This is a genomic window from Rhizobium sp. 007, assembly GCF_015353075.1.
In the GTDB taxonomy this organism is placed as follows: Bacteria; Pseudomonadota; Alphaproteobacteria; order Rhizobiales; family Rhizobiaceae; genus Rhizobium.
Map to the genome: position 1 here is coordinate 2,578,043 of NZ_CP064187.1, position 26,231 is coordinate 2,604,273.

Sequence of the window (26,231 nt, forward strand, 5' to 3'; positions counted from 1 at the left end):
GTCCGGCTCTAAACTCACTGTCCCAAGCGACGCTTCGCGGGCTGTCGCGCTTTTAAGCCTCGGCCGAGACTTAGATGAACAACACTGTGCGCTGGGCCGGATCCACGCCATGCGCCAGGGCAGAGACGCTGGCGCAAAACCGCAACGCGATCCCGGCAACTCCGGCAATTTGACCGCCGTGCCGCAGGATGCAATCGAGCCAGTGACGATGTTTGAACCGTGCCCTGAGCGAACTACCCCTCTATCTTACAACTTCCGATGGTATTGCCTTCCCGGGAAAGTGTCCCGTTGGCGTCAATGACAAACTCACGCTGAGGTTCAAAGAGGTATGGGGTCCTTATCTTCACGATCAACTTTCCTCGGGCTCCGCGCGTCACCGTTCCACTTTCGACGCCAGTCAGCTTCAGGTTGGGCTCGACGTAAAACCACCCGTGTTCGTCAGCGCCATTGCATTGGAGCCTATTGCCACGGGCCGTTATGTCCGGAGCAGGGCTTGCCTGTGACGGCTTCTTTTGCTTGTCGGCCTCCGGTTTCTTGGAGCGGGGTGCGAGCGTCGGCTTGACGAGAGCCTCTTTGACCGCTTTGCCGTATACGACCTCGGATGTGAATGGGGGATTGGCCCCGACATTGGTGAGCACCACGGTCGGCGTCTTGTGCGGGATGCTTTTACCCTTAGGAAGGTCCCATGTCAGAACCCACTGATTGTCCAGGATGGGGATCGCCTCCATCTCAGGCAGTTTGGAAATTTTTGTCATGAAGGCGGTCTTCTTCTCCTCCGCCGATTGCGCGATGCTCGTAAATCTGCCCACCAACTGATTGGGATCAAGCTCTTGAGGGTCTACACGCGGCTGCCCATTTTCATCGAAGAGGATCCTGCCCTTCGCATCCCGTGCCCATGTCGTGTTTGAGACGCAGTCCACATCTTGAGCGGATATGCATTGCACCGTGTCGGCGGCGTCCGTGAGATCCGGGGAATAGGCCTCAGCTTTGTCTCTGCCAGCCTGGATCAACACTGCGCCGGCCGACTTGAGAAATCCGTCGGTGATAGCCTGCTCATCACCTCCGGCCGCTGCTACGGAAATGCCTCCTGCCGCACCCGACAAGGCGGCTTTCTTGACGATCTCTGACGTCGTATCGGACGGCAGGCTGGCGCTTGATCCACCATATTGTGAGGCAAGCCCAGCCGCTATCCCGGCTCTCAAGGCCATGTCTGCGTCGCCGGTGCGGCGATAGGTTGACCAGGCGGCGTATGCCGCCGCACCTGCGGGTCCGCCGTAAGCTGCGGCCACGGATGCAGCCGCTTGATTGAGCAACTCGCTCTCTTGTGTGGCTTTGGCAAAATTCTCTTCGCCGGCCTGAGCCGGCTCAATTGCCATTCCCCACATAGAGTCGACGACCTTCCCGTCAGTCAGTCGCTTTTCCGCAGCCTTCAATGCGTCCAAATGCGCCTTGGTCTGGTTCTCGGCGAAGCGGGCGACGGCTTTGCCAGCGTCGACCACATCCTCGAAGGCTTTCTTGCCCCCGTTTCCCACGTCGCGCCACGCCTTGCGATAGGTTGCGGCCGCATCGTCTGCCGCCTTCACGACCGTTTCGACGCTGTCTTTCCCCGCCTTTTCGATCGTGGTGACGGTGTCCTTGCCCGCCCTTTCGAGCGTGCGGACTCTGGCGAAATCTTCATTGCAATGACCGGGGATGCCAACGAGTTGTGGGCGGACTGCCTGCAGCGTGGCGTGGTCGCTCTCGGCTACGACAAGCTCTATTTCGATGCGTGGCAGGCGGGGGACAGGGATGAGTTCCTCAGAATAGAGATGCAGTCAGCTCCCAAAGGAACAAGCGAAAGTGATGTCAAGGCAAGATCCACACTCTGGTTCAACCGAGCAACGCGGATAGCCGAGAGCGAGAATGACATCTGGCTCCACCGCGCGGGCAATGATCTCTACTGGGCTGTGACCACGGATGCTTCGCCGATCTTCGAGGAATACGACGGCAAGGTTATGATCGCGAAGCCTGTCTCCGGATGGTCGCGCCGCAGCAGAAGAACCGCCGCCCTGACGTGGAATTCCGTCCACCCGAAGGCAAGGGACTATCTGACGAGCCAGCAGGCGGTTTTCAGAGTGTCTGATGAGACCATGAAGGACTACATTCAGGCTCTCATCGGTGGAGACGACCTTGAACGCTGGCACGGGCAACCTGAATGGCGGGAACGTCTTGGCGAGGGCAAGGGGCGCACACTCGGCCGCAATGTCGAGCTGTCTGAACTTGTCATCACCCGGATGATGATGACGATCAGGGACACGGTAAAAAACTCAAATGGCCAACAAGTTTTGAGGACTCTTCGAGAGAAGAGGCTGCTCTGCTCGGAAGCCGAGATGAAGGCGCACCTGGTGGATCTGATGATCAAGCAAGAGGGGCTGTGTGCGATCACGAAGCTTCCGATGCATATCGACGGCCAGGATGACCTGGATTACGACATGCTCGCGTCTGCGGATCGAATTGACAGCAATGGCCATTACGAGCCGAAAAACGTGCAGCTCGTCTGCCGTTTCGTGAATTTCTGGAAGTGCTCGCAGGAAAACGGGAAATTCATGGAACTGCTCGATAAGGTCGTGAACCATCGACTTAAGGCCGCGTACTGACAGGACGTTTGACGGTGAACTGAGCCCTATTGGAAGTTCCTCGCCTTTACCTTCAGCGTGTCGATATGCAGATCCCTGACTTATCCCGAGCAAGACACTATGCCGAGCCAGTTCCCGAAAGCCCGCGACTTCCGATTGGGCCAGATCGCAAGCTCGGCATAATAAGTAGCCTCCGCACAGCAAACCTAGCGGAGACATCTATGACTACTACTCAATTGGAGAACTCGGCGCGCGTAGGTTTTGCTCGATCGTGACGCGAGGCACGAATGGCGAATTGACTTGCAACGAGCTGGCATTCTCGGCCGCGGTCCTCCGGTTTCCGGGGCCGAACTGGCGATCCGCAGGCTGATGAGCAAGAGCGAGGATTTCTTCGATGTGTGTGCCGACCTCGCCGAAGCGGAGCGGGACCTCGTAGACGTCCCTGAAGTGTCGCCAGCAATACGGGAAGCGCGGCGGCAGGAATGGCAGGAGATGATCGAAAAACCTCGTCTCCGAGATCGGGCGAGGTACCGAGGGAGAGCCAGGGCCGGGAGGTTCAGGGCTGATTGCCTTTCATAATATTATGGCGCACGATAATCGGCACAGCCGGGGGATGGAACAATGGGACAGCTCACGAGCGCGGAGCGGGGGTTCGCGGCAGCTATACTTATCGCTTTGATGGTTGTCGGCGTCGCGATGGCCGCCGCTGGGCGCTTTGATCCCATCGGCATACACGGCGTTATCGTCCTCGTGTATTGCGGGGCATTGTTCTGCTACATCCTAACTTTGGCTTTCGGCGAAGAGCCGGATGCTTCGCGCTTTTCCAGCTACTATGACGATCCGATCAAGGTGGGCGTGGCCCTCACATTGGCGTGGGCGATCTTTGGCATGTTCATCGGCGTCTGGGCGGCCGCCCAGCTTGCCTGGCCGAGCCTGAATTTCGATACGGCGTGGTCGAGCTTCGGCCGCATACGGCCCGCCCATACGACAGGGGTGATCTTCGGCTTCGGCGGAAACGCGTTGATCGCGACATCATTCCATGTCGTTCAGCGAACATCGCGCGCAAGGCTGGCCGATCAACTCTCGCCGTGGTTCGTGATCTTCGGCTTCAACCTTTTCTGTCTGATCGCGGTCAGCGGGTATTTCATGGGTGTTACCCAGTCCAAGGAATACGCGGAAGCGGAATGGTACGCCGACCTCTGGCTTGTGATCGTTTGGATCGCCTATTTCGCGCTTTTCGTACGCACCTTGGCGCGGCGCAAGGAACCTCACATCTACGTTGCCAACTGGTATTATCTTGCCTTCATCATCGTGGTGGCGATCCTCCATATCGTCAACAACCTGGCAGTGCCCGTATCGTTCGGACACGCCAAAAGCTACACGGTCTGGCCCGGTGTACAGGATGCGATGGTCCAGTGGTGGTACGGGCATAACGCCGTGGCGTTTTTTCTGACGTCGGGCTTCCTAGGGATGCTCTACTACTACCTGCCGATCCGCGCTGAGCGGCCAATTTTTTCCTATCGATTGTCAATTCTCAGCTTCTGGGGGATCACCTTCTTCTACATGTGGGCGGGGTCCCACCATCTCCATTACACCGCGCTGCCTATCTGGGTGCAAAACCTTGGAATGACGTTCTCGGTCATGCTGCTTGTTCCGTCGTGGGCGTCCGCCGGAAATGCAATGCTCACCTTAAATGGGGCTTGGCACCGCGTGCGTGATGACGCCACTCTCCGTTTCATGATGATGGCGGCGTTCTTCTACGGGCTGTCGACATTCGAAGGGTCTTTCATGGCAATCAGACCCGTGAACTCACTGTCCCATTATACCGATTGGACGGTCGGACACGTCCATGCGGGTGCGCTGGGCTGGGTAGCCATGATGACTTTCGGGTCGCTCTACACGCTCATTCCATCGATATGGAAGCGCGAAAGGATGTATTCTGCAGCCCTGGTCGAAGTCCATTTCTGGTTGGCGCTCGCAGGCACGCTCATCTACGTCTTCGCCATGTGGAATTCCGGCATTATCCAGGGATTGATGTGGCGCACATATTCAGCCGACAACACCTTGGTCTATTCATTCGTCGACAGTCTGCTGGCGATGTATCCCTACTACATCGCACGCGCTTTCGGAGGGCTGCTTTTCCTCCTTGGGGCGATCGTGGCGAGCTTCAATATCTGGATGACCGTCCGAACGGCTCCCGCCGCGGAAGCAGTTCACGACGCGCCCCTGACTTCGGGCGTGCTCGAAAACGCGCCGGCGGAGTGAAGAGATGAGCGACCCTCTGCACAGAAGACTGGAACGAACGGCCGTCGGGTTCATGCTGGCGATCGTTGTGGCGGGAAGCGTCGGCGGGCTTGTCGAGATCGCTCCGCTGTTCACGATCCACGAGACGGTCGAGGACGCCCCCGACATGAGAGTGTACACACCCCTCGAGGCGGCGGGCCGGAACATCTATGTTCGCGAAGGCTGTTACGCCTGCCACAGCCAGATGATCAGAACGCTGCGGGACGAGGTCGAGCGGTACGGTCCTTATTCTCTTGCGGTCGAATCCAAGTACGACCATCCCATGTTGTGGGGATCAAAGCGCACGGGTCCCGATCTGGCGCGCATCGGCGGGAAGTATTCCGATCTTTGGCACGTGGCCCATTTGATCAACCCTCGCGAGGTCGTGCCGGAATCCAACATGCCGTCCTATCAATGGTTGGCAACAACCCCGCTCGATCTGGCCGATCTGCGCGACCAACTGGCGGCGCTGAGAGCCGTGGGAGTGCCTTATACGGACGACATGGTCGCGAACGCGTCTGCCGATGGCTTCGGCCAAGCCAATCCAGACAGCGAACAGTCCTCTGGCGTCACGGAACGCTATGGGCAAGACACGCAGGTCTCTGCGTTTGACGGCGTAAAAACCAGCGTGACGGAAATGGACGCCATGGTCGCGTATCTGCAGGTGCTTGGCCGGCTCACAAAGGCTGCCTACCAGAACACTGCGGCACCGGAGCAGATGCCGAACCCCAACAATTGATTCCTCAGGGGATTTGAAATGGATCTTACCCACGAAACCATGTTGGAACTGTCCAAGGTTTGGGGCCTGTTCTATCTCATTCTGTTTTCGATCGGGGTGATCATCTACACCTTCTGGCCTTCCAACAAGGCGCGTTTCGATCGGGCGGAAACGGACATATTCGATAAGGACGACACCCCATGGCGATAGAGGAAGTCGATCCCGTAACAGGCCGGAAGACGACGGGACACATTTGGAACGGTATCAAGGAACTCGATACTCCTGTACCGCGCGGGGTTCTGCTCTTCCTGATCATCACGCACCTGTTCGCCGCTCTCTGGTGGATACTGTATCCGACCTGGCCGCTTGGAAGCACGTATACGAGGGGCCTGATCGGCACGGGTCAAAAGCAGGCGGTAGAGCGAAAGATCATAGAAGCCGATGCTTCGCGCGCGCTCTGGATCGAGAAGATCGAGACCAGTTCCTTTGATGAAATCCGTGCAGACGAAAAGCTGATGGAGAAGGTGGCCTCCAGCGGCCACCAGTTGTTCGGAGATAACTGCGCCGCCTGTCATGGAAGGGACGGCAAGGGCGGACGAGACTTCCCCGATCTTACCGATGACGACTGGCTTTGGGGTGGAGGACCAGAAAAGATCGTCCAGACCATGACGGTGGGAGTCAATACGACGCACTCGCAAAGCCGCGTGTCGCAGATGCCTGCGTTCGGAACAGACGAAATGCTCAACCGAAAACAGGTGAGCGACGTCGCCGCCTATGTCTATTCGTTGAGCAATTCGTCCGCCGAAGCAGTAGACGCCAGCCAGATAGCTGCTGGCCGTCAGGTGTTCATGGCTAGCTGCGTGGCATGCCACGGCGAAGATGCCAAAGGCAAACAGGATGTCGGTGCGCCGAACTTGACTGATGGCCGCTGGATTTACGGCGGGGGTATCGAACGGATCGTCCAGTCGATCCATGGCGGACGGCAGGGACATATGCCGACCTGGGACGAACGCCTAAGTCTAGCTGAGATAAAGATACTCGCGCTTTATGTGAATAAGCTGGGTGGGGGTCAGCCGTGACGTCCGAAGCGAAGAGACCCATACCACGCGTTTTCAAGTGGCTGCTGATCGGGCTGACCGGCGCGATCTTTGTCGGCGCTAACGCCCATTTTGTTTACATGGCGATCACCACTCAGCCCGCCTGCATCGAGCATATCAAGGAAAAAGGCCAGCAACCCAACCAATTCAGGGCCGCCGCTTCAGCTTGCTGAATGCGCAAGGAGGATCAGATGCCGCAGGACGACACTTCCGGCCGATATCGGAGCGAGGTATCAGGGCTACAGGAGACGATGAATCCCAAGTGGCAGCGGCATATGCCCCTCGGCGCTCCTCTCGGTTGGCTTGGCCAAGGCTGGCAGGACTTGATCCGGCAACCCTGGCAAAGTCTGGCCTACGGGTTCGTGGTGTTCTTACTCGCGTTGGCGGCCACCGTGATGCTGTTTCGGCTCGAGCGCGACTATCTTCTCTTTCCCGCATTGGCGGGCATATTGATCGTCGCGCCGCTCTTTGCCGCAGGGCTCTATGTCAAGAGCAGGAGTTTGGCGAACGGGGAGCGCATCACGCTTCGTGAGATGTTATTCGTCCGGCCGAGAGCTGGGGGGCAGGTGTTTTTCACGGGAATGCTGCTGTGCATGGTGATGCTGCTCTGGATGAGGGCGGCGGTCATTATCTACGCGCTCTTTTTCGGCGTTAATCCGTTCCCCGGCCTTGACGGCGTAGCAAGGCTATTGGTCACCACCCCCTCGGGCTGGGGCATGCTGATCGTCGGCTTGTGTGTGGGCGCATTGTTCGCTGGATTCGCTTTTGCAATCGGGGTGTTCTCAATCCCGATGCTGCTGGATGAGCGCATCGACGCCTTCACAGCGATGGGCGTCAGCGTTGTCATGGTCTGGAACAACATGGGACCGTCAATGGTCTGGGGCGCGATCGTGCTCGCCCTCTTCCTCGCCAGCCTGCTGACGGGACTTGTCGGACTGATCGTCGTTTTTCCTTTGCTCGGCCACGCCACATGGCATGCCTACAAGGCAATGAGGTAGCGAGGAACGGACAATGACCTGCTGCGCGTCAATTGCGTCGTCGCTCCACGAGCCCGGACCAAGAAGGCCGGGTGTGGATGAGGTTGCGTTGGCAAGCAGGGATTTGGGCAATGGTCTCAGGCAGATCACCTTGTCAGTTCCGGACATGCGATGCGGCGCATGCATGGCGCTTTTGGAATCGACCCTTGGCAAGCACCCCGAAGTTCACATGGCGCGCGCCAATCTGACGGCAAAGCGCGTAACCATCCATTGGCACGCGGAAAATGGTTCGCCTCCCGATTTTGCCGCCCTGATCGGAACGATCGGTTACACGGCCGTCTTGCCGGCGGAAGGCCGCGATCAACCGGACGGTGAGATATCAGGCCTGTTGCGCGCGCTGGCAGTCGCCGGCTTTTGCTCGATGAACATCATGGTGCTGTCCGTATCGGTCTGGGCGGGCGCGGACCCGGCAACACGTCAGACGCTCCACCTGATGTCGGCTGCGCTCGCACTACCGGCCGTGATCTACTCCGGGGCGACATTCTACCGGTCGGCGTGGCGGGCGCTCGTGCACGGTCGGGCAAACATGGATGTGCCGGTCAGCATCGGGGTCCTGCTCTCGTTCGGTCTCAGCGTATACGACACGTTCGCCGAAGGACGGCAAGCCTACTTCGAGGCCAGTACCTCGTTGATCTTCATTTTGCTCGTCGGACGCACGCTGGACCATCTGATGCGACGGCGGGCGCGATCGGCAGCGGCATCTCTGGCCGACATGATGCCGAAAGGCGCGAATGTGATCCGCGCGGATGGACGGATCGAATATGTTCCACTGAGCGACATCGTTTCCGGCACCCGCACCCTGATTGCAGCCGGCGATAGAATTCCGGCCGACGGGACGATTCTCTCCGGCCTGTCGGAACTTGACCGTTCATTGCTGACGGGAGAGAGCCGTTGGGAGACGGTTGGACCAGGCGGACAGGTTCGCGCGGGAGATTTGAACGTCGGCCATCCCCTGACTGTCGAAGCCGCCGCCGCACCGGGAGATTCGACAGTCGCCGAGCTGCATAGGATGCTGGAAGCCGTCGAGGACGGCCGGTCCCAATACCGGATACTCGCCGACAGGGCCGCGCGTCTTTATGCTCCCGTTATCCACGGACTGTCGGTGCTGACATTCCTTTCGTGGTTTGCGGTGATACGGGACATCCACCTCTCCCTGACGATCTCGATTTCGGTCTTGATCATCGCGTGCCCTTGTGCGCTGGGGCTGGCGGTTCCGATGGTTCAGGTCGTTGCAGCACGCAGATTGTTCACCCAGGGCATCGTGGCACGGGACGGATCGGCATTGGAACGTTTGGCGGAAATCGACACCGTCGTTTTCGACAAGACCGGTACGCTGACGCAATACGAGCCGACGCTGTTGACCGGGAACTGGACCGGTCCATTGGAATTTTCATTGGCTGCATCGCTGTCACGGTTTTCGAGCCATCCGATGTCGAGAGCGATCGCGGATTACGCCTCACGGCGCGAGTGGGAGGCGCTCGCGCTCGATGACGTCAGGGAGATACCCGGCAACGGTCTCGAGGCGTCTTTCCGAGGGGAGGTTTATCGACTTGGGCGAGCGGCATGGGCGGCGAGCGGCGATGCAGACCGGACTGCCGCAGCTTCTACTGTCGTCCTGACGCGACAGGGAGAAATCCTCGCCTCTTTCTTTTTTGGAGAGAAGGTTCGAGCCGGGTCGGCGATGGCCGTCCAGTTCTTGAAGAGCCGCGGCATCGCCGTCGAAATGCTGACGGGCGATGTCCCCGAAGCGGCTCTTGCAGTGGCACGGGAAATCGGAATCGACTCCGTAAAAGCAGCCGCCCTCCCCAAGGATAAGGCCGAGGCGATCGATGCGCTGCGCAGTCTCGGACGCAAGGTGATGATGATTGGTGACGGAATAAACGACGCGGTCGCGCTGAAGACCGCGCATGTTTCCATGGCTCCGGCGTCAGGAAGCGACATCGGTCGCAGCGCCGCAGATTTCATCCTGCTCAATGGAGACATGGACGGAATAAAGGTCGCGCTGACGACGGCGGGTCGTGCGGCCGTGCTGATCCGCCAAAATTTCGCTTTGGCTATCGTCTACAATGCGTGCAGCATTCCTCTCGCGCTGTTGGGTTATGCCAATCCGCTCATCGCCGCGATAGCGATGTCGACGTCGTCGATATTGGTCGTCGCGAATGCGATGAGGCTTGAGATTGACGGCACGCCACCAGAGCGCGAAATGCGGCGGATAAATAAGCTGGCGGGAGTGGGATAAATGAGCGCATTGTCGTTTCTGATACCCATAGCTCTGTTCATGGGCATCGCCGGGCTTGGCGCCTTCCTTTGGTCCCTGCGCACCGGTCAGTACGAAGATCTGGATGGCGCAGCAGAAAGGATATTGTCCGAAAAGGACGACAAGCCTCTCGGCGGCTGAAGGATCGATTGTAAATGCTTTGAAGGAGGGTCGAATGGAAGACACGGATCGCCAGTCTCCGCCGGTTGAAAATGATACCGCCCAAGCGCCACGCAGCCCTACCATTGATCCATCGGAGGCTGTGACGGGGGTTGCCATTGGCTTAGGCATCCTTGGCGGAGCAATCGGCGTCGTTTCCACGTTGTTCCTGGCCGATGCATCCAGTGTTGGCTCCTGGATCGTCTACTGCCTCATTGCAGCGTTGGCGGGCGGCTCTGCAGGTATCGTCGTTGGCGGAATGTTTGGAGCGATTTTCGCGGTAACCAGGGGAATAATGGTACCCGCCCGCAGTGATCGGGGGGGCTAAAGAGATTAGATCGGCCGCGTGGCACGAGAGAGCCTGCGAGTGTGCTCCTTCCATGCCGGGCGACTGTTCGGGTGGCATTTGCAACCTCACCGCTGAGCCTGGACAATCGGACTACAAGGGCACGATTTTGCTATTGCGGGTGCCTGCTTATGACGCGATTCAGCCGGGCGCAGAGCGAGGTTTATGCCGAGCTTTCAATCTGGAACTATCGGAAATCGCGGGCTTTAGGGAATGGGCTCGGCATAGTATCGGGCTCGGGATAAATCCCGTTATGCCGGACGCGGCATAACGGAATGAATATGTGCCGCCGCGCGAGGATCAAGGCGGCGACGGGGCTCAACGCGTCGGCGGGAATCTCGTACAATAAGTTCCTGGCCAAGATGGCCAGCGACCTCAACAAGCCGAACGGCCAAGCCGTCATCACCCCGAAGAACGGCCCCGCCTTCGTCGAACAGCTTCCCGTCAAGAAATTCCATGGCGTGGGACCGGCAACGGCCGAGAAGATGCATCGGCTCGGGATCGAAACGGGCGCGGACCTGAAGGAGAAAACGCTCGACTTCCTCGTCGAACATTTCGGGAAGTCAGGACCGTATTTCTATGGGATTGCTCGCGGGATCGACAATCGCCAGGTCAAGCCTGACCGGGTGCGGAAATCCATCGGAGCGGAAGACACGTTTTCGCAGGACATCCATTCCTATGAACCTGCGCGCGCAGGGCTTCAGCCGCTAATCGAAAAAGTCTGGAGCTACTGCGAGGCCAATGAGATCGGCGCCAAGACGGTGACCCTCAAGGTCAAATATGCCGACTTCAGCCAGATCACCCGCAGCAAGACCGTTCCCGCACCTCTGCCGGCGATCGGCGAACTTGAAGACGTGGTCGATATGCTTCTCGCGTCAATCTTCCCGCCGCGAAAAGGCAAACGCCTGCTTGGCGTGTCGCTGTCTTCGCTGGAACGGCGGAGATCTGAAGCGACGCCGCAGTTGCGGATGGCGCTTTAGACATGCGCAATGCCTTGCGAAGCTAACCGCTGGACGCGCGTCGTCAAACACTGGTGGATCGAGATGACCGCAATTGGCGCAAAAGCGGCCGAGGCTCGTCGGCGATCGGTCGCAAGCAGCCAGCGGCTAGCCATCGCGAAATGCTGCGTTTTAATCGTCGCTGGCCCCCCGGGGCTGGAGGTCGTCCTCAATAGACGAAGTGCCGCCGCCTCATCTGTGCAGCGCACGGGAACTGTGGCATAACTGGGCCATGGCGATACATGTCTTGGCGGTCCATCGCGACACGGTCGGGACGGGACAGGCGGCGGGCGGTTCGCTTGCAGCCGCCTATTCCGTGGGGGTTTTCTGCTGGCTCCTGTCGGCTGGCGTCTATATCGCCGCGAAATGGGTCTCTTCGGAGATGCCGCCCTGGGCGCTTTGCTTCTGGCGCGTGCTGATCGCCTGGGCGATCCTGATGCCGATCGTGTACCATCATTTCGGCGCCATGGTCGCGCTCGTGCGGGCGCGCGGCCTCGAGTTGCTCGCCATCGGCGGTATGGGGCTTGCGATCTGCCAGGGCCTGATTTTTGTCGGCCTCGAACATGCCGATGCCACTACCGCCGGCATCATCATCGCCCTGATCCCGATCATCACCATGATTCTTGCCCGTTTCATTCTGGCTGAGCCGATGGGACGCTGGCAGGTGATCGGATCGATCCTCGCCTTTCTCGGGATCGTGGTCATCATCGTCAAGGGCAGCCCGGCTGCGCTCTTGCGTCTCGACCTCAATCCCGGAGAGCTGTGGATCGTCGCTGGCGCGTTCTGTTTCAGCCTCTATACTGTCCTGCTCCGCCGGGCGAAATTCGATGTGAGTCGCCTTGCGCTCCTGGTACTCCTCCTCGGTGCGGCGGTGCTGACGGCCCTGCCCTTCTACCTGTTTGAGCTTGTCTCCGACGAGCGCTCGACGCTGAATACCAGCGGCCTTATCGCGCTCGGCTATGTCGCGATCCCGGGCGGCGCGGTTATGTATTATCTCTTCAATCGCAGCATCGAGGCCTTGGGGGCGGCGCGGGCGGGCGTGCTGCTTTACATCCAGACGATCTTTATCGCCGTGCTCGCCTACCTGTTCCTCGGCGAACAGTTGCAACGCTATCATCTCGAAGGCGCGGCACTCATAGTCGCCGGCTTGCTTCTCATCATCCTGCTGAAGCCAACGACCAGAGCGGAGGCGACCAAAGCCTGATGACGAACGCAATGGCTTTCCTAGTGACCGCTTCTGGCGCGAAGCGCCTCTTGTAGGTTTGGGGGATTCATCGGCGAATCCCGCGCCTCAGCAGGCCGCCCGCCGCTTTAAGCGCGCTGCCCTCGCCTCACATGGAATTTCGAACGACCCACGCCAAACCCCGGTACGCGCCCCCTGGGCTATTGCCTGATCGCCCCGGAACACGCCCTTCGAGTATCGGAGCCAGTCGATCGCCCAGCCCTGCCTGACCAGCCAGGAATTCACGCTCTGCCCATCTGCCCTGAAGCAATCGGCAACAACGCGCCGATATCTGTCCTTGCCGTGGCCCACGCAGCGGATCGGGCGCGATTTCGAAAGGAACTCGTCGAGTGCGAACGCGGCATCCTCGCCACAACGGTACGGCCTCCCTGCCGCGTCACGACAGGCCTGCCAGCTTTCCGGAGCATCGATCCCATTCAGCCGGATCCGCTGCCCGGCGATCTCAATCGTGTCGCCGTCGATGACCGACGCGCGGCCGATAAATTGCTCTGCTCCGGCAGATACGGATGAGAAAACCAGCCCGGCCAAGAGCAGCGGAAACAGCGGGATTCGCTTACGCATCGACTTCAAAATATCAATACAGAACAGCAGGTTGGCGACAATGGAATCACTCCTTGGTCAAAACTGTTGACATCGATGCATATCAGAACATCCAGGTGACAGAAGTCGCCAATCTGAAAAATTGCAGGTGGGAGAACGACGATGCAGAAGCATTCGAACGGCGGCGGAGCTGTGCTCATTGGTGTGCCCCTAGCTCCGATGACCGAGCTTTACTGGGGGCCGCTCGCCCCGTTTAAGATAGTCGAAGCCCACGACGAGATGGTGAAGGCGATCCAGGGTAGACCCGACATCCAGCTTCTGACGGCAAATGTTTACAACAAGCACTCGGGCGCTCCGTCGGGCAGGTTCGATATCGCAATCGATGGTCGCTCGGGTGACGGATGCGGAATGTACCGCTCCCTCATGATGGTGAAATCGACTGGCGAAATGCATGACCTCGCTACGCCGCCCCTTTGGTACCAGTTTAAAGATCCTCAGGATGTGATCGCGAAGGTCTATAAATTCCTCACAGGCATGCAGTTCTTCGAGAACCTCGACGCCTTCGCCGATCACGCGATCAATCTCAATGAGGCAGAGGCAAGCGGACAGATCCATTGACTGCCTTCCAGCGTGAACCCGACCTGGGTTGACAAACGTCACCGACGGCAAGGATTCTGGCGCTCGCAACTGACGTGCCGGAGGAGGTTCGGGCGAGATGTGCAACTTGTACCGCATGGATGACAAAGACTGGATTCGGAAGTGGGCGATCGATGCCGAGAGCATGATCAACTTGATGCCCAGTTATCAAATGAACCCTGACCAGATGGGGCCGATCGTCCGCAACACTGCCGACGGCAGCAAGCGGCTCGTCCATGCCCGCTGGGGTCTGCCATCTCCGACGCGCGTCCAAGAGGAAGCTGCCAAAGGCCGTGCCGCGAAACTCGCGGCCAAGGGGAAGTCTTTCGATATGGACGAACTCCTGCGGATGGAGCCTGATCGCGGCGTGACGAATGTCCGGAAGCTCAATCTCAAGCATTGGAGGCAATGGTTTGGCGTCGAGCATAGATGCATCGTTCCGGTGACAACTTTCGCTGAACCCGATCCCGACAGTCAGGAGCCGGGAGGGAAAGTCCGGAATGCCTGGTTCGGGCGAGACGAAAGCAAAGAGCTTATGTTCTTCGCCGGGATCCACGTGCCGCAGTGGACAAGCGTACGGAAGGTGAAGGACGGGCGGACGACAGACGATCTATACGGTTTCCTCACGACGAACCCAAACGACATCGTGAAGCCCATTCACTGGAAGGCGATGCCCGTCCTGCTGCTGACGAAGTAGGAGACGGATGTCTGGATGAATGCGCCCTGGGAGGTCGAACGTTCTTGCAAGCCATTGCGACCGTGCGCGCAGCGCTTCCGCATAAGGGGACGTCAGCAGGCGGACAAACGCCGTCGTCAGCTCCGATCCGACGAAATAAATGCCGCTCCCAGTTAGCTTTTTCTCGACGAGGTCGCGCGCGAACATCAGGCCTAGTCCCATATTGATTACATCCCGCTTCACCACCCATTCGGAACCGCGGTTCGGGACGGCGGGATGAAGGCTGTGGAATTCGCTGGAGACGTCACCGGAATGTACGAGCAGGTAGTCGTAGCTGATCAACCGCTGCAGGTCGCATGGTTCCGGACGGCATTCGGAGAGAATGAACAAGAGCCTAAAACCGGCTTCGAGCGGCGTGTTGAAGAGTCGAACCGGCGGCCTCGGTTGTAGGGGCGTCCGACCTGCATTCTCAATCATGATCGCACCACGTCAGGCTCTCGTCGTTTGCGAGATGATGGCAGATCCCCTCCCTGTCGAAGGCCGTCAGATGCGGTCCTAGGACATGGCCGTCGACCTGCTGCACCTGTGCGGCCTGCACCGTGCTCCTGATCCGTTCGTGGCCGCTCGCTGCCGGAGCCGTATAGGTGTAGTACAGGCCGGTTCGAAACTGGCCCAGCAAGTCGTCGAAGAATTCGACCTGATCCATCTGGTCGCGAGCAAGCTCCTTGAGTCCTTCGGCGCTGTAGAAGCTCGCACGGGAGCGTTCGAAGAGATGCGCAGGCTTCTGCTGTCCCTTGAAGTCGGATTCCTGCTGGATCGGCGAGCCCGTCATTTCTTCAATGACCTCGAATAACTGTCGGACATAGCTTCGCTCTTTCTCCGCAATCGACGACGGCGGCGCCGATGGCTTCGGCCGCTCGATCAGCGGCTTTCCGAACACGACCAGATGGTAAGCAGTCTGACCGTGCTCCTTAATGAGCTCAAGGTGCTGTTTCGCCCGAACGATAGGAAACTCCGGTCCGTTGATGAGAGCCAGAAGACTGTCGTCGAGCGGAACTTTGTGCTTCGTGGTGATCGTCGTTTCGCAGTTTTTCACCCACGTCTCGACCAACGTTTTCTTGAGCTTCTCCGGATCGTCGAGCAGGTCCTGCAACCCGTTCGTGACGCCTTTCCGGGTTACGAACCAGTATTCTCTGGGCAGGGTGAAGTCGCCTTGCGAGGCGAAGTAGAGCACTTTGCCGATCTCCGCTAGGGCCGACGCCTCGCCTAGGGCACTGCTATACCGCTTGCACTGGTAGAGGTGCCAGTAACGGTCCGAAGCGCCCGGCTCGCCAAACCAGACGACAATGTCGCGCCCTTTGTCGCCGGCTCCGCCGCGCTGCTGAAGCTCGCTCACGCCAAGGACCTTCTCCGCTGCGTCAGCAGCAACGTTGTAGGCATCTGACCCGCGAATTCACAAAAATTGGCCAGAACCGGTCAAAGCACTGGAATACCTGAATTTTCGAATAATTTGTGCCGGGTAGATTCGATTCTAGGATCGTTTTTCGCCCGGTTTAGACCTGCTTTTGTCCCGATTTGGAATTGTCTTTGTCCGGTGCCAATATCATAGGCAAGCACGACGACATGCGGACGTCTGGGCGAATTTGGCATGATCTTTACGCTAACCGTCATTAAAGCCAATTTCGCCATGCCATAACATCGGCGATGGTCGGCGGCAACTCGAACCGTGAAAGGAAAACCATGGCGAGCCCCGTCAGCGAAACACCCGCCGCCTCCCCGGAGGAAACCGCCGCCTACTACGCCCGCAAGCTCGCCTTCGAAACGGACTGCTGGGACGTCCAGGCCTCCATTTCCTCGGGCAAGGCTGACTTCGTCCTTATCGACGTTCGATCCCCGGCGCTCTTTTCCCGCTCGCATGTGCCGGGCGCGATCAACCTGCCGCATGGCAAGATGACCGCCCACCGCATGTCGGCGTGGCCGGCCGATACGCTCTTCGTCGTCTATTGCGCCGGGCCCCATTGCAACGGCACCGACAAGGCGGCGCTGCGCCTGGCGCGGCTCGGCCTCTCCGTCAAGGTCATGATCGGTGGCATGACCGGCTGGGCTGACGAGGGCTTCGCCTTTACGGACGGTGAAGCCCCAATGGCCGCGCAGTGACGGACCTCCTTTAACGCTATTGCGGATGCGTATTTCGCAAAATGGAGCTATGGTTCTTTGCGTTTGGGCAGGTATCGGCCGGGGATGCCGCAGTGGGAGGAATAGACGGTTTTGGAACGAACCAAAGATCTGAACAGCACCTCCGCTCGCGCGGAAACCGGCGCGGTTGCGCCGGCATCGTCGTCCTCTGCCCGTCCGGGGGTCGTGGCAGCTGCCGTTTACCAGCAGGGACAGCGCATCCGCGATATCCGGATAGAAGAGGCCGGCGAATGGCGAACGCACGAGAATGCAGTCGTCTGGATCGGATTGCACGAGCCGGACGAGATGCTGCTGCACCAGGTACAGGCCGAATTCAATCTCCACCCACTGGCGATCGAGGATGCTGCCCAGCCGCATCAGCGCCCGAAGCTGGAGATTTATGGCGACGCCATGTTCATTGTTGCCCGTACCGCCCACATGAAGGACGGCGAAATCGTCTTCGGCGAAACCCATCTTTTCGTCGGCCGGGGCTATGTCGTTTCCGTGCGCCATGGCGCATCGTCCTCTTACCTGGCGGTGCGGCAGCGGTGCGAGGCGACGCCGGCCGCGCTCGCCCATGGGGAGAACTACATTCTCTATTCCATCCTCGATTTCATCGTCGACAACTACATGCCGGTGATCGAAGTGGTGCAGGAAGAAGTCGAGACGCTCGAAGATCTGATGCTGCGCGAACAGCTTACAAAGGTCGACATCGAGCGCCTCTACATGCTACGGCGCAAGCTGCTGCGGCTGCGCAATGCCGTCGTGCCGCTCGTGGACGTCTGTCGCCGCTATGAGCATATCGACCTTCCGGGTATGGACTCGACGCTTCAATCGCTGTTTCGCGACGTCACAGACCATGTGCGCCGGGTCCAGGAGGATATCGACGCGCTGCGTGAAGTCCTCGCCTTCGCCTTCGAAGCCAGCGTGATGATCGGCCAGACCGAACAGACCGCGATTGCCCGCAAGCTCGCCGCCTGGGCGGCGATCCTTGCTGTTCCGACGGCGATCGCCGGTATCTACGGGATGAATTTCAACGATATGCCGGAACTGAAATTCCAGTACGGCTATTTCGTGGTGCTGGGCGTGATCGCAACCTTATGCGTAACGCTCTTCGCCTTGTTCCGCCGGGCGAAGTGGCTGTAGCCGCGGCTCCCGCCAGAATGCTCTGACGGGAGTGGAGAGCCGGCTCAAAACTCGATGACGATCTTTCCGAAAGGGCCGCGATCGAGGTGCTGAAGCGCCTTTGGCAGTTCGTCGAAGCTGTAGCGCTTGTCGATCACCGGCTTCAGGCCGGTGCGGTCGACGGCGCGGACCAGGTCCTCCAGCGCGCGGCGGTGTCCCACACTGAGGCCCTGTACCGTCGGCGACTTCAATAGCAGCGATTGCACCGGCGCAGATAGATCGAAGCCATCCATGACACCGATCACCGAAATCCGGCCGTTGACCGCCACAGCCTTTAGGGACTCGCCGAAATTGGCGCCGGCTGCGATTTCGAAGATGTGGTCGGCGCCGTAATCCTCCGTCAGTTCGAGGACGCTTTCGGCCCAATTCTCCCTGCCGATCCCATGATCGGCGCCGAGAGCACGGGCGCGCTCGAGCTTCTCGGCATTTGCCGAGGTGATGATGACTTCGGCACCGTGCATCTTGGCAAGTTGAAGACCGAAGAGCGCCACCCCTCCGGTTCCCTGAATGACCACCTTGTCGCCCGCCTTCAGCCTGCCGAGTTCGATGAGCGCGAACCACGCCGTCAGACCTGCGCACGGCAGCGTGCTCGCCTCAACGGCATCGAGCGTCTTGGGCGCGTGAACGAACCAGTCCTCGGAAAAGGTCACATACTCGGAAAGCACGCCCGGGTAATATCCGCCGAGCGTCTTGTAGGGCGGATGGCGGGCATCGCCGAGGCCTGGCCCGTTGATGCGCCCGGGAAGAAAGGTCGTGATGACGCGGTCGCCCGGCTTGAAGCGCGTGACGCCGGGGCCGACAGCTTCGACCACGCCGGCAAGGTCCGATGCCGGAACGAACGGAAACTGCAGCGGCAGACCCATTCCGGTCTCCAGCACCAGCTTGTCGCGATAGTTCAGCGATACGGCCTCGGCACGGACCAGCACCTTGTTGCCGCTCGCCTCTTCGACCGCCGCTTCACGCACCATCAGATTCGTCGGTCCGATATTGTCGATCGACCATTGCTTTGCCAACATTCTTCTCACTCCATTCGGTTGACGGAGCCGAAGCATATCGTTGAAATTTGATCGACAGTTGCGTTATTAATTCCACAAAATGTTGCCCTAAAGGATCCAATAATGGAACAACTCAAAGGCATATCGGTGTTTGTCGAGGTCGCGGAAGCAGGCGGCTTTTCCGCAGCCGCCGAGCGGCTTCATTTGACGCGCTCAGCCGTCGGAAAGACGATCGCACGGCTGGAACAGAGGCTTGGTGTGCGCCTGTTTCACCGCACGACCAGAGCGCAGAGCCTGACGGAGGAAGGCCAGTTCTTTTACGAGCACTGCCTGCGCGCGGTCGAGGAGATCACGCGTGGCGAAGCGCTTCTCGAAAGCGGCAAGCGGGAGGTGCGCGGGCGCCTGCGGGTCACAATGCCGGTTCTTTTCGGCCGTCAGTGTGTGGCGCCGATACTCATCAAGCTGCTCGACGAACATCCCCATCTCGAACTTGATCTTTCCTTCAACGACCGAATCGTGGATCTGGTCGAAGACGGCTTCGATATTGCCGTGCGCAACGGCCCTCTTGGGGACTATCCCGGCCTGATGGTGCGCGTCATCGCCCAGCAGCGCATGACGGTTTGCGCCTCGCCGGGCTACCTCGAACGCCGCGGCATTCCAGCCAAGCTCGAAGACCTCGAAACCCATGACGGCATCGTCTATGGGAGGCAGGATCGAAACCGCACCTGGATATTCCCGACAAACGCCGAACCCTTCCGGCAGGTGTTGCCGCGATCGCGGCTGCGACTCGACGATCTTGCCACCATCGCCGACGCCGCGGCACAAGGCGTCGGCCTTGCCTGGCTACCGTGCTGGCTCGTGCGGGACCGCGTTGCATCCGGCGAGCTTCGCCGGGTCCTGACCGATATTGCGGCTGTTGCCTTTGACGCCAATGTCGTCTGGGTAAAGTCGCCTGCAATGCAGCCGAAGGTTCGGCTCGTAATCGACACCTTGGCCGCGAAGCTCCCGGCTCTCATGAGTTAGCGAAGAAAGTCTCGGAACCCTCTGAATTTTTTGGTGTATTCACTGGAAATAGTGCGTTTCCGCCGTATATCCCTTTCCTTGTTACGCCGAAATGGGGTAACTGAAACGGAACCGGAGTCTCCTGTCTCGTGAGCAAAGCCTGCAACGGTGCGGACCTGACGAATTGCGACGGGGGAGCTATCCTTCAGCGCGCCGCCATCCAGCCCTTCGGTTTCCTGCTTGCAGCTTCCGCCGACTGGAGAATCGTCCGCGCGTCGGCCAATCTCGAACAGTTTCTTGGCGTAGGCTGCGAACAGGTGCTTCGGCAGCCCCTCTCCGGCATCATCATGTCCAGGACGCTGCACACGATCCGCAACCGGCTGACCGTCATCCGAGGTCCGGTCATGTTCGAGCGGCTGTCCGGCATCGCCTTTGCGGAGGGCGGCCCCATTTTCGACGTGGCTCTGCACTGCAGCGAGGGTGAGTTCGTCATCGAGGCCGAACCGTCGCAGCGCGAGGGCCAAGGCGGCTCGACGCTGTCGATGCCCGCCATGATGGCGCGCATCGACCAAGCGCAGACCCTGGAAGCCTTTTTCCGCGAGAGCGCCCGGCAAGCGCGCGGCATTACCGGCTTCGACCGCGTGATGGTCTACCGCTTCGATGACGAAGGGTCCGGCGAAATCGTGGCGGAAGCCGCGAGATCCGGCATAGGATCCTTGCTTGGCCTTCACTTTCCGGCCACCGACATTGCGGCCCAGGAGCGCGCCTTCTATGCCCGCAATCTCTTCCGCATCATCGCCGATGTCGATGCCGCGCCGGTTCCGGTCGTGCCGGAACTCGACGCGCACGGCCGGGCGATCGATCTTTCCCTGTCGCTCCTGCGTGCGAGCCCGTCGGGCCATATCGACCACCTGAAGGACATGGGCGTCGCCGCCTCGTTTTCGGTTCCGATCGTCGTGGATGGCAGGCTCTGGGGCCTGTTTGCCTGCCATCATTATGCTGCCCGCCTGCTCCCCGTCGAACGGCGCTTGACGGCGGAACTCTTCGCCCAGATGTTCGCCTCGCGGCTCGAAACCCGGGAGTGCCGGCTAGCGCTGGAATTCGAAACCGGGGCGCGAAAGATCGTCGAGCGGCTGTTGGCCGCCGTTGCGGACAATACCGGCCTGCCCGATGATCCGGCCTGGCTGGCCGAAGTGATCGCGGGCGCTGTTCCGGCAGACGGCATCGGCGTCTGGATCGGTGGCCGCACGGCGCTTTCAGGGCTCGCTCCCACTCAGCAGCAATTCTCTGCGCTGATCGATACGCTGAACCGCAAGGTATCCGGCCATGTATTCGCGACCGATCGTGTTGCCGAACTCTGGCCCGAGGCGGAATTGAATGGCGACGTCGCCGGATTGATGGCCATTCCGACCTCGCAGCCACCGCGCGATTATATCGTATTCTTCCGCCAGGAAATGCTGCGAACGGTTCATTGGGCTGGCGGTTCGCCAGGGCCAGCAGAACACGACGCCGACAGCCACGCCCTCACCTTCCACAAGAGCTTCCAGGCCTGGTCTGAACTGATGCGCGGACGATCGCTGCCGTTTTCCGCGACGCAACGCCATGGCGCGGAGACGATCGGCGTGACGCTTGAAGCCATTCGCCGCCTGACCGGGTGAGGCAGCACCACTGACGAGGGCTGTCAGGCCGGGCGAACCATCAGCCCGCCGATGAAGAGCTGCTCGAGGAAGCGCGCCGCATCCTCGAAGCGCCCTGCCCCGGCATGCTCCTGTCCGAGCACGGCGCGCACCTGGACGTCGAAGTCGGCATAATGCTGCGTTGTCGACCAGATCGAAAAGATCAGATGGTAGGGATCGCATTTGGCGATCTTGCCGGCCTTCGCCCAGGCGCGGATGACCTCGGCCTTCTCATCGACGAGCTGCTTCAGCGGACCCTTCAGCTCGTCTTCGATATGCGGCGCGCCCTGCAGCACCTCGTTTGCAAACAGCCGGCTTTCTCGAGGAAAGTCGCGCGCCAATTCCAGCTTGCGGCGAATATAGCTGCGGATTTCGGTCTCCGGATTGCCCTCGGCATTGAAGGCGCGAAGCGGCTCAAGCCAAGTATAGAGCACCCGGTCGATCAGCGCCCGGTGCATCGCCTCCTTGGTACGGAAGTAATAGAGCAGGTTCGGCTTCGACATGCCGGCCACCTCAGCGATCTGGTCGATCGTCGAGCCGCGGAAACCCCTGGCGGAAAACACATCGAGCGCAGCTTCCAGAATCTGCTCTTCCTTCTCCTCCTGGATCCGCGTGCGCCGCTGGGTCTTCGCTGCTCTCGGAATTGCCATCTGGCTCTCGTTTCCCCTTGAAATTCAATTGCTTCAGTCGAACGGTTCCTTCTGCCGTCCTTTTGAGCAACTCCCTGCAATTTTGTCTGAATTTTTCCTGATTTTCGTCTTGAGCCCGGCGCGGGAAGCTGTAATGTTTACCAATCGGTCAAATTATCTGTCAGATGCAAAACAAAGGCAACTGGCGATTTTCCGGCGTAACAAAACAAACAAGCGCGCCGGGAATTGACGATGGGAACAGACGGCGCATGTTCTTTGCATGACCGTAAAAAACAGGTGAGGATTTCAGACATGGTGGCAGCACCAGGCGAGAATATGCGCGTCAACGGAGACCGTCTCTGGGACAGTCTCATGGACATGGCAAAGATCGGCCCCGGAATTGCCGGCGGCAATAATCGCCAGACGCTGACGGACTCCGATGCCGAAGGCCGCAGCCTCTTCCGCACATGGTGCGAAGCCGCAGGCCTGACCGTCGGCGTCGACAAGATGGGCACGATGTTCGCAACCCGTCCTGGCACCGATCCCGATGCGCTCCCCGTTTATGTCGGCTCGCATCTCGACACCCAGCCAACCGGCGGCAAATATGATGGTGTGCTCGGCGTGCTCGGTGCGCTCGAAGTCGTCCGTACGATGAACGACCTCGGCATCAGGACGAAGCACCCGATCGTCGTCACCAACTGGACCAATGAGGAAGGCGCCCGTTTCGCCCCGGCCATGCTTGCCTCCGGCGTTTTCGCCGGCGTTCACACGCTAGACTATGCCTATGGCCGCAAGGATCCCGAGGGCAAGACGTTCGGCGACGAGCTGAAGCGCATTGGCTGGCTCGGCGACGAAGAAGTCGGCGCCCGCAAGATGCACGCCTATTTCGAATATCACATCGAGCAGGGTCCGATCCTCGAAGCCGAGGAGAAGCAGATCGGCGTCGTCACCCACTGTCAGGGGCTCTGGTGGCTCGAATTCACGCTGACCGGCAGGGAAGCCCATACGGGCTCGACGCCGATGAACATGCGCGTCAATGCCGGGCTTGCCATGGCGCGCATCTTCGAGATGGTACAAGGGGTTGCCATGAGCGAGCAGCCGGGCGCCGTCGGCGGCGTCGGCCAGGTGCTCTTCTCGCCGAACTCCCGCAACGTGCTGCCCGGCAAGGTGATCTTTACCGTCGACATCCGCTCGCCTGACAAGGAAAAGCTCGACCGCATGCGCGCCAAGATCGAGGCCGAAGCGCCGAAGATCGCCGATGCACTGGGCGTCGGCTGTTCGATCGAGGCGATCGGCCATTTCGAACCGGTGACCTTCGATCCGAAGCTCGTCACCGCCGTGCGCGACGCCGCCGAAAGGCTCGGCTACAGCCACATGAACCTCATCTCCGGCGCCGGCCACGACGCCTGCTGGGCTGCCAAGGTCGCGCCGACGACGATGATCATGTGCCCCTGCGTCGGCGGCCTGTCGCACAACGAGGCGGAGGAGATTTCCAAGGAATGGGCGACCGCCGGTGCGGACGTGCTGTTTCATGCCGTAGCCGAGACGGCGGAGATCGTCAGATGACGGCCGATGCGGATGCCGATCTGAATACCATGACGCATGCGGAATTGCTTTCGGCAGCCCGCGCCATGCGCCGTGCGATCCGCACCCACCGGGATACGTCCATGCACGAGCTCTGTTGGCATCACCCCGACATGTGGGCGCTTCTGCCGGATTCACCCACAGGCGGCCAGATCGTGCCGGATTGGCCCCAGTTCATGCGCGGCTGCATCCGCTACCGCCAGTCATTGGATAAACAGCTTGCGCAGGCACCGCGCAGCGCCAGGGAGTTCGGAGAATGAGCACAGTCATCAAGGGCGGAACCATCGTCACGGCCGACCTCACCTACACGGCCGATGTGAAGATCGAAGACGGCAGGATTGTCGAGATCGGACCGAACCTTTCCGGCAATGAGACGCTGGATGCGTCCGGTTGCTACGTGATGCCGGGCGGCATCGACCCACATACGCATCTCGAAATGCCGTTCATGGGCACCTACTCCTCCGACGATTTCGAGAGCGGCACGCGCGCGGCCCTTTCCGGCGGCACGACGATGGTGGTCGATTTCGCCCTGCCCTCGCCCGGCCAGTCGCTACTTGAAGCGCTGACGATGTGGGATAACAAATCGACCCGCGCCAACTGCGACTATTCCTTCCATATGGCGATCACCTGGTGGAGTGAGCAGGTCTTCAATGAGATGAAGACCGTCGTCCAGGATAAGGGCATCAACACCTTCAAGCATTTCATGGCCTACAAGGGTGCGCTGATGGTGGACGACGACGAGATGTATTCCTCCTTCCGGCGCTGCGCCGAACTCGGCGCGCTGCCGCTGGTCCACGCCGAAAACGGCGACGTCGTCGCGCAATTGCAGGCAAAGCTCATGGCCGAAGGCAACAACGGCCCGGAAGCGCACGCCTATTCCCGGCCGCCTGAAGTGGAAGGCGAGGCGACCAACCGCGCCATCATGATTGCCGACATGGCCGGCTGCCCCGTCTATATCGTCCACACCTCCTGCGAACAGGCGCACGAAGCGATTCGCCGCGCCCGCCAGAAAGGCATCCGCGCCTATGGCGAGCCGCTCATCCAGCACCTGACGCTCGACGAGACGGAGTATTTCAACAAGGACTGGGATCACGCCGCCCGCCGCGTCATGTCACCGCCCTTCCGCAACAAGCAGCATCAGGATAGCCTCTGGGCTGGCCTTGCCTCCGGCTCGCTACAGGTCGTCGCGACCGACCATTGCGCTTTCACGACCGACCAGAAGCGTTTCGGCGTCGGCGATTTCACCAAGATCCCGAACGGCACCGGCGGCCTTGAAGACCGCATGCCGATGCTCTGGACCTATGGCATCAATACCGGCCGGCTGACGATGAACGAATTCGTCGCCGTGACCTCGACGAACATCGCGAAGATCCTCAACATCTATCCGAAGAAGGGCGCGATCCTCGTTGGTGCCGACGCGGATCTCGTCGTCTGGGACCCGAAGCGCGCAAAGACCATCACCTCGAAAAACCAGCAGTCGGCCATCGACTACAACGTCTTCGAAGGCAAGCAGGTCACCGGCCTGCCGCGCTACACGCTGACGCGCGGCGTCGTCGCCATTGAAGAGGACACGATCAAGACCCGCGAGGGCCATGGCGAATTCGTCAAGCGCGAACCGGTCACCGCCGTCAGCAAGGCGCTGTCGACCTGGAAGGAAGTCACCGCGCCGCGCAAGGTCGAGCGCACCGGCATTCCGGCAAGCGGCGTGTGATCGGAAGGGATGTCGAGCGTGCGGGATACTCCCTTCTGCCCCTTCGTGACATCTCCCCCACAAAAAGGGAGAGCGGGAACATGCGGCTACCGCATCACCGTAGTTGAACGGCACAATGCGCCCGGCGCTTTCATGGGGATCGACGAGCGTCCTCCATCCGATCTGCCCCCTTGTGGGGGAGATGCCCGGAAGGGCAGAGGGGGGTATTTTTCACCCCTCCACCAATCTATCCAGTTCCGGCAGCAGCACGACACTTTCCTGCTCGTTGGGATCTGTCCGCGCGATGATCGCGGTGCACGGCGTGCTGCTGAAGTTCGCCGGCAGGTGCGGGACGCCCGCCGGAATGTAAAACAGCTCGCCGGCATGGACGACGACATGATGCTCCAGCTCGTCGCCGTACCAGGTGTGCGCTTCGCCGGAGAGCATGTAAATCGCCGTTTCATGCGCCTCGTGCAGATGCGCCTTGGCGCGTACGCCCGGTGGGATCGTCAGAAGATGCATGCAGATGCCCTTCGCGCCGACCGTTTCCGCAGCGATGCCCTCGAAGTAGCTCAGCCCCTGCTTGCCGCTATAGGCGTGGCTGGGGCGAATGATGTGGCAGGTGGGCTTTGACTTCGCATCCATCGTCATTCTCCATGAAATTTGCCGCGGCAAAGAAAACCGGCGATC

Annotated in this window: 25 protein-coding genes and 2 pseudogenes; 21 read left to right on the top strand and 6 right to left on the bottom strand. The window is 60.0% G+C overall.

Features of this window, described 5'->3' with window-relative positions:
* Positions 1-233 precede the first annotated feature (233 nt).
* Positions 234-1,583, bottom strand: a complete 1,350-nt coding sequence (locus ISN39_RS12910; RefSeq protein ID WP_194727762.1) for a hypothetical protein — start codon at positions 1,581-1,583, stop codon at positions 234-236.
* A 99-nt stretch (positions 1,584-1,682) separates the two neighbouring features.
* Between ISN39_RS12910 and ISN39_RS12915 the strand changes: the two genes are divergently transcribed.
* From ISN39_RS12915 to ISN39_RS12970, 12 genes and pseudogenes are all read left to right on the top strand, one after another.
* The gene (locus ISN39_RS12915) at positions 1,683-2,636 is read left to right on the top strand and encodes a hypothetical protein (protein WP_194727763.1); all 954 of its coding nucleotides are present in this window, start codon (positions 1,683-1,685) and stop codon (positions 2,634-2,636) included.
* Positions 2,637-3,236: 600 nt separating this feature from the next.
* Entirely contained in the window at positions 3,237-4,880 is a 1,644-nt protein-coding gene (gene ccoN / locus ISN39_RS12920; RefSeq protein ID WP_194727764.1) for a cytochrome-c oxidase, cbb3-type subunit I, read from the top strand.
* Positions 4,881-4,884: 4 nt separating this feature from the next.
* On the top strand, positions 4,885-5,637 hold the full coding sequence (ccoO, locus tag ISN39_RS12925; RefSeq protein WP_194727765.1) for a cytochrome-c oxidase, cbb3-type subunit II: 753 nt from the start codon (positions 4,885-4,887) through the stop codon (positions 5,635-5,637).
* A gap of 18 nt (positions 5,638-5,655) precedes the next feature.
* On the top strand, positions 5,656-5,826 hold the full coding sequence (locus ISN39_RS12930; protein ID WP_003546168.1) for a CcoQ/FixQ family Cbb3-type cytochrome c oxidase assembly chaperone: 171 nt from the start codon (positions 5,656-5,658) through the stop codon (positions 5,824-5,826).
* The gene (gene ccoP, locus ISN39_RS12935) at positions 5,817-6,695 is read left to right on the top strand and encodes a cytochrome-c oxidase, cbb3-type subunit III (RefSeq protein ID WP_194727766.1); all 879 of its coding nucleotides are present in this window, start codon (positions 5,817-5,819) and stop codon (positions 6,693-6,695) included. The genes ISN39_RS12930 and ccoP overlap by 10 nt, the downstream gene beginning before the upstream one ends.
* A complete protein-coding gene (locus tag ISN39_RS12940; RefSeq protein ID WP_018484642.1) occupies positions 6,692-6,886 on the top strand; it encodes a hypothetical protein in 195 nt (64 codons plus the stop codon). The genes ccoP and ISN39_RS12940 overlap by 4 nt, the downstream gene beginning before the upstream one ends.
* The gene (locus ISN39_RS12945; RefSeq protein ID WP_194727767.1) at positions 6,887-7,711 is read left to right on the top strand and encodes a DUF2189 domain-containing protein; all 825 of its coding nucleotides are present in this window, start codon (positions 6,887-6,889) and stop codon (positions 7,709-7,711) included. It abuts the gene before it with no gap.
* A gap of 13 nt (positions 7,712-7,724) precedes the next feature.
* On the top strand, positions 7,725-9,989 hold the full coding sequence (locus ISN39_RS12950; protein WP_194727768.1) for a heavy metal translocating P-type ATPase: 2,265 nt from the start codon (positions 7,725-7,727) through the stop codon (positions 9,987-9,989).
* Positions 9,990-10,148, top strand: a complete 159-nt coding sequence (ccoS, locus tag ISN39_RS12955; RefSeq protein ID WP_018072397.1) for a cbb3-type cytochrome oxidase assembly protein CcoS — start codon at positions 9,990-9,992, stop codon at positions 10,146-10,148.
* Between the two features lie 34 nt (positions 10,149-10,182).
* Positions 10,183-10,494 carry a hypothetical protein gene (locus ISN39_RS12960; protein WP_194727769.1) on the top strand — a complete coding sequence of 104 codons (312 nt, stop codon included), beginning with the start codon at positions 10,183-10,185 and terminating at the stop codon, positions 10,492-10,494.
* Between the two features lie 308 nt (positions 10,495-10,802).
* Positions 10,803-11,492 (top strand): annotated as a pseudogene (locus ISN39_RS12965) (DNA polymerase IV); the annotation flags it as partial.
* A gap of 250 nt (positions 11,493-11,742) precedes the next feature.
* Positions 11,743-12,714, top strand: a complete 972-nt coding sequence (locus ISN39_RS12970) for a DMT family transporter (RefSeq protein ID WP_194727770.1) — start codon at positions 11,743-11,745, stop codon at positions 12,712-12,714.
* Positions 12,715-12,801: 87 nt separating this feature from the next.
* Here the strand turns inward: ISN39_RS12970 and ISN39_RS12975 are convergent, their stop codons facing one another.
* Positions 12,802-13,314: a thermonuclease family protein gene (locus ISN39_RS12975; RefSeq protein ID WP_194727771.1), complete on the bottom strand. Its 513-nt coding sequence runs from the start codon at positions 13,312-13,314 to the stop codon at positions 12,802-12,804.
* A gap of 141 nt (positions 13,315-13,455) precedes the next feature.
* On the opposite strand from ISN39_RS12975, the gene ISN39_RS12980 reads away from it, so the two are divergent.
* Complete coding sequence (locus ISN39_RS12980) at positions 13,456-13,911, top strand: hypothetical protein (protein ID WP_194727772.1); 456 nt, start codon at positions 13,456-13,458, stop codon at positions 13,909-13,911.
* A 97-nt stretch (positions 13,912-14,008) separates the two neighbouring features.
* A pseudogene (locus ISN39_RS12985) lies at positions 14,009-14,623 on the top strand (SOS response-associated peptidase); the annotation flags it as partial.
* Positions 14,624-15,074: 451 nt separating this feature from the next.
* On the opposite strand, the gene ISN39_RS12990 reads toward ISN39_RS12985, so the two are convergent.
* Positions 15,075-16,001, bottom strand: a complete 927-nt coding sequence (locus ISN39_RS12990) for an ABC-three component system protein (RefSeq protein WP_194727774.1) — start codon at positions 15,999-16,001, stop codon at positions 15,075-15,077.
* 344 nt (positions 16,002-16,345) lie between these two features.
* Between ISN39_RS12990 and ISN39_RS12995 the strand changes: the two genes are divergently transcribed.
* Both ISN39_RS12995 and ISN39_RS13000 read left to right on the top strand, forming a co-directional pair.
* Positions 16,346-16,762: a rhodanese-like domain-containing protein gene (locus ISN39_RS12995; protein ID WP_194727775.1), complete on the top strand. Its 417-nt coding sequence runs from the start codon at positions 16,346-16,348 to the stop codon at positions 16,760-16,762.
* 111 nt (positions 16,763-16,873) lie between these two features.
* Positions 16,874-17,926: a magnesium and cobalt transport protein CorA gene (locus ISN39_RS13000; protein ID WP_194727776.1), complete on the top strand. Its 1,053-nt coding sequence runs from the start codon at positions 16,874-16,876 to the stop codon at positions 17,924-17,926.
* Positions 17,927-17,970: 44 nt separating this feature from the next.
* Here the strand turns inward: ISN39_RS13000 and ISN39_RS13005 are convergent, their stop codons facing one another.
* The gene (locus ISN39_RS13005; protein ID WP_194727777.1) at positions 17,971-18,981 is read right to left on the bottom strand and encodes an NAD(P)-dependent alcohol dehydrogenase; all 1,011 of its coding nucleotides are present in this window, start codon (positions 18,979-18,981) and stop codon (positions 17,971-17,973) included.
* A 102-nt stretch (positions 18,982-19,083) separates the two neighbouring features.
* On the opposite strand from ISN39_RS13005, the gene ISN39_RS13010 reads away from it, so the two are divergent.
* The gene (locus tag ISN39_RS13010) at positions 19,084-19,983 is read left to right on the top strand and encodes a LysR family transcriptional regulator (protein WP_194727778.1); all 900 of its coding nucleotides are present in this window, start codon (positions 19,084-19,086) and stop codon (positions 19,981-19,983) included.
* 128 nt (positions 19,984-20,111) lie between these two features.
* Entirely contained in the window at positions 20,112-21,620 is a 1,509-nt protein-coding gene (locus ISN39_RS13015) for a GAF domain-containing protein (RefSeq protein ID WP_194727779.1), read from the top strand.
* A 23-nt stretch (positions 21,621-21,643) separates the two neighbouring features.
* Here the strand turns inward: ISN39_RS13015 and ISN39_RS13020 are convergent, their stop codons facing one another.
* Entirely contained in the window at positions 21,644-22,288 is a 645-nt protein-coding gene (locus ISN39_RS13020) for a TetR family transcriptional regulator C-terminal domain-containing protein (protein ID WP_074069255.1), read from the bottom strand.
* A gap of 291 nt (positions 22,289-22,579) precedes the next feature.
* On the opposite strand from ISN39_RS13020, the gene ISN39_RS13025 reads away from it, so the two are divergent.
* Genes ISN39_RS13025 through hydA form a run of 3 tightly spaced genes read left to right on the top strand, consistent with a single transcriptional unit; the run spans position 22,580 to position 25,562 of the window.
* Positions 22,580-23,833, top strand: a complete 1,254-nt coding sequence (locus ISN39_RS13025) for a Zn-dependent hydrolase (RefSeq protein ID WP_194727780.1) — start codon at positions 22,580-22,582, stop codon at positions 23,831-23,833.
* Entirely contained in the window at positions 23,830-24,111 is a 282-nt protein-coding gene (locus tag ISN39_RS13030; RefSeq protein ID WP_074069257.1) for a hypothetical protein, read from the top strand. The genes ISN39_RS13025 and ISN39_RS13030 overlap by 4 nt, the downstream gene beginning before the upstream one ends.
* The gene (gene hydA, locus ISN39_RS13035) at positions 24,108-25,562 is read left to right on the top strand and encodes a dihydropyrimidinase (RefSeq protein WP_074069258.1); all 1,455 of its coding nucleotides are present in this window, start codon (positions 24,108-24,110) and stop codon (positions 25,560-25,562) included. The genes ISN39_RS13030 and hydA overlap by 4 nt, the downstream gene beginning before the upstream one ends.
* A 210-nt stretch (positions 25,563-25,772) precedes the next feature.
* Here hydA and ISN39_RS13040 read toward each other — a convergent pair whose 3' ends face one another.
* Positions 25,773-26,186: a cupin domain-containing protein gene (locus ISN39_RS13040; protein WP_194727781.1), complete on the bottom strand. Its 414-nt coding sequence runs from the start codon at positions 26,184-26,186 to the stop codon at positions 25,773-25,775.
* Positions 26,187-26,231 lie beyond the last annotated feature (45 nt).